The organism is Nocardia sp. NPDC004568 (assembly GCF_040609955.1).
In the GTDB taxonomy this organism is placed as follows: domain Bacteria; phylum Actinomycetota; class Actinomycetes; order Mycobacteriales; family Mycobacteriaceae; genus Nocardia.
This window is the reverse complement of the sequence record NZ_JBEXLL010000016.1, coordinates 61,977-72,553: the sequence shown is the minus strand read 5'-3', so window position 1 is coordinate 72,553 and position 10,577 is coordinate 61,977. Positions and strand designations below refer to the sequence as shown.

Genomic DNA, 10,577 nt, shown 5'->3' with positions numbered 1-10,577 from the left:
GGCCGATGGACGTCCGACGCCTGTACTGTGCCGGTCAGCCCGATTTCCGCATCGCCGACAGATATCGCGGTCGTTCCCAGTGCTGTTCGAGTTCCTCGGGGAGATCGGGCAGCACCGAGCCGTAGGTGGCGGCCAGGTCGGCGGGCGCCGCGGCGTGTACCGACCATCCGTGTCCGCTCAGCCACTGTTCCGGGTCGGCTCTGTCGTCGGAGTAGAACAGTTCGGCCGGGTCGATGTCGCCGAACGGATTCTTGTCGAGATACTTCGTTTCGAGCCGGGCGAAATTGCTGTTCGCCGCATCGGTGGGGATGCTCTCCACCGCGATCCGGCTGCCGGGCGGGCTCAGCCCATCGATATGCGCGAACAACGCGTCCTGCGCCGCCCCGGGCAGGTACGGGAGCAGTCCTTCGGCCGACCATGCCGTGGCCGCGGCCGCATCCGCCCCGGCCGCGGCCAGCGCGGCCGGCCAGTCGGCGCGCAGGTCCACCGCCACCGTGCGGCGCTCGGCGCGCGGTATCGCCCCGTGTTCGGCCAGCACCCGGTTCTTGAACTCGAGCACATCGGGTTGATCGATCTCGTAGACGACGGTGCCCGGGGGCCAATCGAGCCGGTAGGCCCGCGCGTCCAATCCGGCGGCGAGTATCACCACCTGGGTGGTTCCGGCCGTGGCGGCCGACAGGAAGAAATCGTCGAAGAATTTGGTCCGCAGCCCCATGAATCCGGGTACCAGCGGTGTACCGGAAAGGGTCGGCGGATCCGCCAGTATGTCCAGAAAATGCGGTTCACCGGCGGCACGGACGAACAGTTCCGCGTAGTCGTCGCGGATGAGCGGATCGGGCAGGGCGGATTCCAGCGCCCGGAATGTCGCCACGCCCAACGCGGTGAGTCCGACACCGGTGACGATATCCCAGACATCTCCTTCACTTCGCACAACCGGTACCTCCCGATCGAATCGGTGGATACGCATGGAACGCATTCGGAAAAAGGGCATACCGCCCCGGCCGCGGCCCCGGAGGTGACCGCGCGCAGATCAGAGAAGCCACCGACAATTCTACGTGGGCACGGGATGGTTTCGCCCGCGCGACCGACGTCCGGTCAGCGAGCCCGGTCGCCGGTGGCCCGCGCGGCGAGTTCACCGCGCCGGCGCTGCCGGTACTCCCGCGGTGTCTCCCCCGTCGCCGCCTTGAACGCGGTGGAGAACCACGAGGCGTTGAACCCGCACCGGGCGGCCAGATCACCGATCGGCACATCGGCGTAGGCCGGGTCCGCGAGGAACGAGCGCGCGGCGCGCAGGGCCTCCTCGCGCCGCAGATCCCGGAAGGTGATCCCGTCGCGGTGCAGGATCGCGCGCACCTGGCGGGGCGACCAGCCCAGCGCCGCGGCGACGGCGGGCAGGTGGACGTCCCGGTGACCGATATAGGTGCGCACATATCGCCGCACCTGCTCGATCACCTCGCCGTGCCGGCCCCGCTGCGGGCTCACCTCACCCACCGACAGCATGCACAGCAGTTCTCCGATACGCCGGCAGACGGCGTCGAACTCCTCCACCGACAGCGCCGCCTGCTCGGCATGGGTGCTCCGGATGAGCGTCCGGGTGATCCGGCCGAGACCGGAGGACATATCGAGTTCCGCGGTGCGCGACCCGAAAGAGCCGATACGGTCCTCCATCTCGTCGCGTGAGACTTGGAACGCGTAGGCGGACGACCGCGGGATGTGCAGATGACACGCCGTATCGAGCACGGTGACGGCGCCCTGACCGGGACCGGCCGCGGTGACACTGCCGTCTCGGTACCGGACCGTGTAGGTGCCCTGCTCGGGAAGCACGATCCAGTAGAAATCGTCGCCCGCGACCCGGCGGATATGCGGCCGGGTCCGGCGCGAGATCCGCGATCCGTGTTGATCCCAGCGCAGTAGCCGGTAGCCGGCGCTCTCCTGCACCGACATCGTCGCGCTCCACCGTTCGGATTCGTGGTAGTCGTGATCCATCGGCATCAAACTGTCGGCGATGGTGGTCCACGATGCCGAATTCCGCGCGGTCACACTGTAGAACTCCACGGTCCCGTCCTCGACGATGCTCCGGCGGGCCCGGCCGGCCGGCGGGTTGCGGTCACCGCGGCTCGCCGAGCGAGATCGGTATGGACAGCGGCCCGATGGTGAAGAACGAGGGCGTGTAGGGGACCTCGTCCGGATCGATGGCGAGTCGCAGGTCCGGCAGCCGCCGATACAGCGAGGCCAGCGCCAGCCGCCCCTCGAGCCGGGCGAGCCCGGCGCCGAGGCAATAGCGCGGGCCGTGCCCGAAGCCCAGATGCCCGGCCCGCTGCGCACGGGTGATGTCGAACTCTTCGGCGGTTTCGCCGTACTCCGCGGGATCGATTCCGCACGCCTGGTAGACCACGCCCACCGCATTGCCCTTCGGAATCGCCACACCCGCAATGGTCACATCTGTCAGGGTGAACCGCCAGCTGGTCATCATCACCGAATGGCGATAGCGCACGGTCTCTTCCACGACATCGGCCCACCGATCGCCCGCTTTCGCCAGGCGCAGCTGCTCGGGATGCCGGGCCAGGGCGAGGATCGCATATCCCAGCATGTGCACGGTGGTCTCGTGACCGGCGACGAGCATGATCCACAGCACCGCCACCAGTTCCTCGGTGGTGAGCTTGTCGTCCTGCTCCCGCGCCTGCACCAGGCCCGAGGTGAGGTCGGTCCCGGGCTCCCGGCCCTTACGCTCGACCAGGTCGTACAGATAGGACTGCAGCCCGTTCTGCGCCGCGAACGCCTGCTCCGGCGAACTGGTGTGCGCCAGCAGGGTCGCCGTCCATCCGCGCAATCGGCCGCGGTCCTGTTCGGGCACGCCGAACAGTTCGCAGATCACCGCCATCGGCAGCGCCTCGGTGAAGGTGGGCACCAGATCGACCCCGTCGCCGGCGGCCACCACCGCGTCGAGGAGTTCGTCGATGATCGCCTGGATCCGCGGCTCCAGCGCCAGCACCCGGCCCGGCGTGAACGCCTTGCCGATCAAACCGCGCAACCGGCGATGGTCGCCGCCGTCCTTGGTCGACAGATGCTCGCCCTGGACCACCGCGCGCAGCGGCCAGTCCTGCGGAATCTCTCCGTTGTGCAGCGCGGGCCAGTGCCGGGGATCCCGGGCGAAAGTGTTGTTGTCACCGGCGAGTACCTCGCGGACGGCCCCGTAGGTCAGCGCCAGGTAGCCGGGTACGCCGCCCGGGAATTCGACCTCGACGACGGGTGCGGTGTCCCGCAACCGGCGGCACGTGTCGAGTGGATTCTCGTTCGCGGCGGGGAAAGCGGGAAGTGTGGTCGACACGTGCGTTCCTTTCTCCGGCGCCCGGCCGTCACCGGACGCTCGCCGAGGAGTATCGCGCTCCGGCGTCCCCGCCGACGACTGCGCGGCCCGACTGTGCCCCGAACCCGAAAAGTGCGGGCGAGAACCCGAAATACCCAGCCGCCGAGACGTTTACCGCCCGATCTCCGGCGGTCGCCCGTACCGGAGCACGGCCGCCGCACGGGCGAGGCGAGCACCGATTCCTGCCGGGCCGCCCGACGCACTCGCCGGTCCGCGGGCTCGTTCCGGCCCGGCCGGGACTCCCCACCGGTCGGGCGAGTGATTCTGCGGACTCGAGGCTCCGGCCGGGTCCTGTTCGGCGCTGTGGTCCGGATCTATGCTCCACATGTGGCCGTGGTCGGCGGTGTCGAGCCAGTGCTGAGAGGGCCCGCGTGGCTTCGCGAACGCGAGCGCGGACCGTCGCTGCCCGCCGGGCTCGGCCCCTCGCGCTCTCCGGGTCGGCGGAGTACCGGTGGTCGCGAACCACCGCACCGGCCGTTCGGCAGTTCCGCGAGGCTCCCGCGACGACATGCCACGTCGACCGATCCGCCGGCAGCAGCCACATACGAGGTGCGGTGATGAGCACTCCCGACGACGAGCCCGGACCGGAGTCCGGATCCGAAACCGAAACCGGGACCGGGACCGGGACCGACCCGATCGGTGAGGCCGAACGCGCGGCGTCAGCGCTGACCAGCGACTCGCATCCACGCGGCGGACTCGGCCCTCGATTCGACCGCAACTCGCCCTTCTTCGTGGGTATGACGGCCGCTGCCGGGGTCTTCACCACGATCACGGCGGTCGCGGCGCTGCGGGCGGTGGAATCCGTGCTGTTGATGATCGGGGTCGCGTTCTTCCTCGCGCTCGGCCTGGAACCTCTGGTCCGGTGGGCGACCGCCCACCACCTGCCGCGCTGGGCCGCGGTCACCGTGGTGTTCGTCCTCGGGGGCGCGGCGGTGGCCGGGTTGGTGGCGGCGGCGATCCCCCCACTGACGCAGCAGGCTTCGCAGTTCATCGACGCGGTCCCCCGATATATCGACCAGCTCACCGACCCCACCTCCTGGACCGGCCGGCTCAACGATCGGTTCGACCTGCAGGATCGGCTGACCCGGGCGTGGAACGGGGCCGGATCGTCGGTGGTCGGTGAGATCGCCACGGCCGGAGAGGCGGTGTTCACCGCGTTGACCGATACCGTCATCGTCACGGTTCTGACCGTCTACTTCCTGGCCGGACTGCCCCGGTTACGGGCCGCGCTGTACCGGTTCGTGCCCCATTCCCGCAGACCGCGGGCGATCCTGCTGGGTGACGAGATCTTCGCCAAGGTCGGCGCCTATGTCGCCGGCAACGTACTCATCTCGGTCATCGCGGGCGCGGCGACCTTTCTGTGGCTGGTCGCGTTCTCGGTGCCGTACGCGCTCCTGCTGGCCCTGTTCGTGGCCGTGCTCGACCTGGTACCGGTGGTCGGGTCGACGATCGCCGGGATCGCGGTGGCCGCCGTGGCGTCGACGGTCTCGGTTCCGGTGTGCGTAACCACCGTGGTGTTCTTCGTCGCCTTCCGCCTCGCGGAGGATTATCTGCTCGTACCCAAGATCATCGGGAGGTCGGTGAAGGTCCCCGCGCTGACCACCCTCATCGCCGTCTTGCTCGGCGGATCACTGCTCGGACTGGTCGGCGCCCTGGTGGCGATCCCGGTCGCGGCCGCCCTGCACCTGATCGCGCAGGAGGTGCTCTTCCCACGCCTCGACAAGGCGTGACGCACGGAGCACCGCTGCCCCGGCGACCATGGCAGCCACCACACGGATATGTTCGAGGCCCATGCGGGAGATGCGGTGTTCGCGCCGCAGGGTTTTTCCACTGCTTCGAGAACGCCCCCGCAACGCTGGCCGGCCCGGCGACCGCGGACTCCGCGCCCGCGGTCACCGAGGCCGCCGCCGCACCTCCCGGTACCGCCGCGCCGGTGCCGATCACGGCCCGGTGATTCACTGTCGTGGGTTCGCCGGGGCGATCGTCCGATATGGCGCTGAACCCGGTCTCGGCTACGTCGCGGCCGCGCCGGCGCCCACGGGCTCGGACCGCGACGCGGGTTTCCGCAAGCGGCCGACGATCAGCCCGGTCGCGGCGAGCGCACCCGCGATGGGCCACTCGACCGCTCCGGCCACGGTGAGCGCACCGAGTCCGCCGTAGTAGAGATAACGGGTGGGCAGGGAGAGCTCCACCGGCCCCGCCTTCATCTTGATGCCCTGGCCGGGAATCGCGATTTCGGCGTCGAGGAAGGGCAGTGTCAGCGTGGCCGCGGGTGCGGTGGCGGGCTGCTCGGCCGGTCTCTCCTGGGTCCCGGAGGTCTTCTCGCGGGCCGATTCGCCGGCGTCTGCCGCAGGGGCACGGCCGGGACTGTTCGCTTTACCTTGTGCAGGCACGGGACACGATCCTCTCGTCGTCGAGAACTACCGGTTCTGGCCTCTCCGGCGTGCGCCGGAAGGGTATGACAGCGAGCGTGAATGTCATCGATGATCTCGCTCCGGAGGGGTGGAAGGCAACCGGTCGACTCGATCGATCAGTTCCTCGGTGCGCCGGGCGAACCACGCCGGGGAGAGCACGACCAGCGCGGTGGCACCGGTGACCGCCGTGAGCACACCGGCCCAGGCCACCGGCCCCAGCGGCGTGCAGCCGAAGAACTGGCTGACGCCGGGTATCTCGACGACGGTCACGAGCACCGCCGCACTGCCGACCGCCGTGGCCACCACGAGCGGATCGTCGTGCCGCAGTACCAGCGTCTGGGCGAGTTGTGCGCCGACCAGCGCCGTCAACCCCATGGTCGCGGAGCGACGCCGGGTACCCGGTGTCCAGCGGCCGATCGCCCACGCGGCGGTGGCCGCCGCGGCGGTGGCGGCCCCGCGCCGGACTATCGCCTCGATCAGCGGCCGCCCGAGCGAGGGAGCGGGGGCGGACAGCACGGAATCCGGAGCGCCCGTACCGGTCGCGGCCGACGCCACCGTGGCCGAGGGGCTCGGCGGTGACACCGCGATGGCGAGCGCGGGGAACATATCCGTGAGCAGGTTGACCAGCAGGAGTTGCCGGGTACTCACCGGGGCACCGCCGCGGCCGAGGGCGGTACCGAGGATGGTGAACACCACTTCGCCCGCATTGCCGCCGAGCAACAGGGTCAGGGCGTCACGGACACCGATCCACATATTGCGGCCTTCGACGAGAGCGTCGAGCAGTGCGGTGAGGTTGTCGCCGGTCAGGACCAGATCGGCGGCCTCGCGGGCGGGTGAGGAACCGCGCCCGGTCACCCCGATACCGGCATCGGCCATCCGGATCGCCGCGGCGTCGTTGGCGCCGTCGCCGACCATGGCGACCACCCGCCCGCACTGTTGCAGGGCCGCGATCACCTGCACCTTCTGTTCCGGGCCGACCCGTGCGAAAACCTGGGCCGAGGCCGCCAGTTCGGCCCGCCCGTTCTCGTCGGTGGCGGCCAGTTCGGCGCCCGTGACGACCCGGGCGCCGGGCGGGAAACCGAGTTGGCGCGCGATGGCGCGGGCGGTGACCGGATGATCCCCGGTGATCAACGCGACCGCGCAGTGGGCGCCGGCCAGCTCCCGCAGCAGGGGGCGCGCCGAATCGCGGACGGTATCGGCGAGACCGACATACCCGGTGAGAGTCAGGTCGGTCGCCAGTTTCTCGATCCGTTCCTGATCGAAACCCGCCTCGCCCACCGAGTCGAGTTCGCACTGGGCGACGGCGAGCACCCGCAGACCCTGATCCGCCAGGTGGTGGACGAGAGCGTCCGCCGCGGCCCGGTCGGCGGATCCGGTGTCGAACCGGCAGCGCGGCACGATCACCTCCGGGGCGCCCTTGAGCACCAACCGCGCCGGGGCGCCGGGTCCGGCGTCGCCGTCGACGATGATCGCGGCCGCGTAACCGCGGCAGGATTCGAAGGGCAGTTCGGCGATCACGATCGGATCGGGACCACCCCCCGGCACGCGAGCGGCCGCGGTGAGGACGGCCTCGTCCGTGGCATGGGTGTGCCCCTCACCCGTGTCCGGCCGGGGGCAGGCCCACCCGGCGGTCCGCACCACCGCGGCGGACGGTGGGTCGGTGATCGCCGGATAGTCGCCTCCCGGCGGGAAATCCGGTGGCACCGCCGTCACGACCGCGAGCCGGTTCAGCGTCAATGTGCCCGTCTTGTCGAAGCAGACGGCGTCGACGCGGCCGATCGCCTCCAGCGCCCGGGGCGCCCGGACCAGCACCCCCACCTTCGACAACCGCCGGGCGGCGGCCAGCTGGGCCATGGTCGCCACCAGCGGTAGTCCTTCCGGAACCGCTGCCACGGCGATGGCCACGCCGTCGGCCACCGCCCGGCGCAGCGGTCCCCGGCGCACCAGCGACACACCGGTGACCACCGCACCGCCGGCCAGCGTGAGCGGGAGCACCCGGCCGGTGAGGTCACGCAACCTGCCCTGGACTCCGGTGGCGGGTGCCACACCGGACACCGTGGAGATCGCGCGATTGGCGACCGTGGCCGGACCGGTGGCCACGACGATCGCCCGGGCCCGCCCGGCGACTATCGTGCTGCCCTGGAACAGCATGCTCGCGCGTTCCGCGGCGTGGCCGGCCACCGGCGCGACGTGTTTGAGCACCGGTACCGACTCACCGGTCATCGAGGACTCGTCGACCTCGAGATCCTCGGCGATGAGCAGCCGGGCATCGGCCGGGACCACCTCCGGCGCCCGCAGCTCGAGGACATCGCCGGGCCGCAGCCGGGTGGCGGAGACGACAGTGACCCGGTCGGAGGTCCGCGCCGCTTCCAGCCGGTTCTCCGCGGCCGCTGTCGGCACGACGACCCGGCGGACGGCCTGCTCCTGTTCGGCGAACAGGGCCGCCGCCGCGTCCTCGGCGCGCAGCCGCTGGATACCGCTGACCAGCGCGTTCACACTCATCACGCCCGCGACCAGCAGCGCATCGACATTGCTGCCCAGGATCGCGGCGGCCGCGGCGCCGATGGCGAGAACCGGCGTGAGCGGATCGCGTAGTTCCCGGCGTGCCGCCCCGGCCAGCCGGGCCAGCAGTGCTGCGGGTACGCGTAGCCGTTCGCCCACCACGCTGTGCGACAGGACCGAGATCCCCCGGCGCCGATTCGGCGCGGGGTTCGGCATCGATGACCGGCGGCCACGGAGGATGCGCGCGTACACGATCGCGGGGTCGAGGGCGTGCCAGGCGGTGAGCGGTTGCGGCGGCGGGTCCGGTGACCGCACCACCCGCTGGGCGGCCAGCCCGCACAGGATCCAGGCGGTAGCGCCCGCGGCGTCGACCGGGGCGAGCCACCGGCCCAGCCCGAGCCGGCTCCGCCGGCCGGTCTCCCCGGTGACCACGAGCAGGCCCGCCAAGGTGCTGCCCGCCTTGGCCAGACGGACCGCGGTGTCGATCGCCGGTCGCGCGGCCACGACGGCCGCGAGCACCCGGACGGCGTCGGCGAGGTCGGCGCCGGTGACGAGGTCGGCGGTCCACGGTGCCGCCGCGGCGGGATCGTCGACGGCGACCCCGATATCGGCGAGCGCCAGGGCGGCCAGGGTATCCACCACGTCGGCGTCCGGATGCAACGACGAGATCAGCAGTACCGGCCCGCGGTCGGCCCGCAGTTCCCGGACCAGGTCGAGCAGGCCGGTACCCGGGTCGTAGGCGGCGGTGACGGAGGCGCCGAGTTCCTCGGTGCCGGCCACATTGCGCAGCACCACCCGCGCGCCGGTACGCCGGGCGGTCTCGATCAGCGGAACGGCGCAGGGGTCGAGCTCCCACCCGATCGTCACAGTGGCGACCACCGCGCCGTCCGCGAGCAGGTCGGCGCGGTCTGTCCCCGGCACCGTGGCATCCGGTGGTCCGTGCCACCGCAGAGTGGCGCTGTCGAAACCGATCGCGTCGGCGGACGCGGGAATCCGCTCACCGTGCAGCAGGGCATCGGCGAGCTCGAAGATCCGTCCCCGCTGCCACCCCGGCGCCGAGACCTCGACCCCGAGCACCGCCCGGGTATCGCCACGCAGGGCCGCGCCGTCGACGACGACCACCCGCACCCGGTCGAGTCGGCGCAGCACCCCCGGATCCAGTACCAGTGAGCCCGCTTTGGCCAGTCCCCGGCCGAGGACGAGTGCGTAGGCCTGCCGGCCCATATGGGCCGCCTTCGGTATGCCGGCCAGCAGCGTATCGGCGATATCGTCGGCGGTACCGCCGCCGAGCAGAGTGCCCGCGGCCGCCACGAGCGATCCGTTCGCGGCGTGTTCGGCGTATTCGTCGACCGGGCCGGGCGGCGCGGTGGCGGCCGTCTCCTCGGACGCGGAGTGGAGTTCCGAGCCGGCCTGCGCCGCAGCGAAGATCGCCGCGGGCGCCGGGCCGCGAGGCCGGGCAGCGGCCGCGAGCGCGGGTTCCCGCGCACACCAGGCCTGCCGGCGCGCCAGTGCCTCGGAGATCTGGGCGGTTCGCGCGACCAGATCCAGCAACGGCGCGGCGGGCGCCAGGCCGAGCCCGTGCGCGGTGGCGGAGAACGCGGTCGTCAGCAGATCGGTGCCGGCCCGGCCGAGCTTCGACTCCAGCAATGCGACGATCCGCGGCTGATGGTTGATCACCGCCGCGGCGGCCCGGGCGGCCCGGGGTGCCCGGGGGAACCGGCCCAGCCATCCGATCACCGAGGTACCGATCGCCAGCGCATCGGCCACGGCGGCCACCACCGGGACCGCGACCGCCAGCGGGTCTCCGGGATCGGTGACCAGCCCCCGGAAGCGCGCTCCCGGCTCCTGCCCGGTACTCGGCAGGTCGGCGGCGGGACGGATCATCCGGCGGATCTCCGTCGGATCGGCGGCCTCCGCCAGCTCGATCACGAGTCGCCCGAGTATGTCCTCGATATGCGCGGAGATCACACCGGGCCCGGCGGCGACCAGCCGTTGGAGTTCCGCGGGACCCGCGGCGCCCTCCGTCCCGAGCGAGGTCCGGTCGAGATCGATGTGCATCCGGCGTCCGCACTCCCACGCCGGCGGGACACCCGCCTCGTCCGTGCCCCCGCGCGGTGGACCGCCGAGCACGACACGGGCCCAGTCGCGCACCGGCCCGACCGCCGGCCCCACGAGCGCCGGCGCGACCAGTGCGGTGGCGGATCCGATCCGGACGGTCGACGCCATCGCGCCGGCCGCGAGCCGCGCGAACCCACCGAAATCGATACCTCGCATGCGCTCAGGCTCCCCGAGTG

At 71.6% G+C, this 10,577-nt stretch carries 6 protein-coding genes; 1 reads left to right on the top strand and 5 read right to left on the bottom strand.

The window, feature by feature from the left end; all coding sequences use genetic code 11:
- Positions 1 to 34 precede the first annotated feature (34 nt).
- The 3 genes from ABZV91_RS10760 to ABZV91_RS10750 form a co-directional block, all read right to left on the bottom strand.
- Positions 35 to 931, bottom strand: a complete 897-nt coding sequence (locus ABZV91_RS10760; RefSeq protein WP_355238668.1) for an SAM-dependent methyltransferase — start codon at positions 929 to 931, stop codon at positions 35 to 37.
- A gap of 164 nt (positions 932 to 1,095) precedes the next feature.
- The gene (locus tag ABZV91_RS10755; protein ID WP_355238665.1) at positions 1,096 to 2,055 is read right to left on the bottom strand and encodes a helix-turn-helix transcriptional regulator; all 960 of its coding nucleotides are present in this window, start codon (positions 2,053 to 2,055) and stop codon (positions 1,096 to 1,098) included.
- 52 nt (positions 2,056 to 2,107) lie between these two features.
- The gene (locus ABZV91_RS10750) at positions 2,108 to 3,328 is read right to left on the bottom strand and encodes a cytochrome P450 (RefSeq protein ID WP_355238662.1); all 1,221 of its coding nucleotides are present in this window, start codon (positions 3,326 to 3,328) and stop codon (positions 2,108 to 2,110) included.
- 596 nt (positions 3,329 to 3,924) lie between these two features.
- Here ABZV91_RS10750 and ABZV91_RS10745 point away from each other — a divergent pair.
- A complete protein-coding gene (locus tag ABZV91_RS10745) occupies positions 3,925 to 5,097 on the top strand; it encodes an AI-2E family transporter (protein ID WP_355238660.1) in 1,173 nt (390 codons plus the stop codon).
- Between the two features lie 282 nt (positions 5,098 to 5,379).
- Here the strand turns inward: ABZV91_RS10745 and ABZV91_RS10740 are convergent, their stop codons facing one another.
- Positions 5,380 to 5,760 (bottom strand): hypothetical protein, encoded by a 381-nt coding sequence (locus ABZV91_RS10740; RefSeq protein WP_355238657.1) that lies wholly within the window; start codon positions 5,758 to 5,760, stop codon positions 5,380 to 5,382.
- An 84-nt stretch (positions 5,761 to 5,844) separates the two neighbouring features.
- Positions 5,845 to 10,557: a cation-translocating P-type ATPase gene (locus ABZV91_RS10735; protein WP_355238654.1), complete on the bottom strand. Its 4,713-nt coding sequence runs from the start codon at positions 10,555 to 10,557 to the stop codon at positions 5,845 to 5,847.
- Positions 10,558 to 10,577: the final 20 nt, after the last annotated feature.

Coding starts and splice junctions, on each gene's coding strand:
- ABZV91_RS10745 (WP_355238660.1), top strand. CDS start 3,925: ATGAGCACTCCCGACGACGAGCCCGGACCGGAGTCCGGATCCGAAACC.
- ABZV91_RS10735 (WP_355238654.1), bottom strand. CDS start 10,557: ATGCGAGGTATCGATTTCGGTGGGTTCGCGCGGCTCGCGGCCGGCGCG.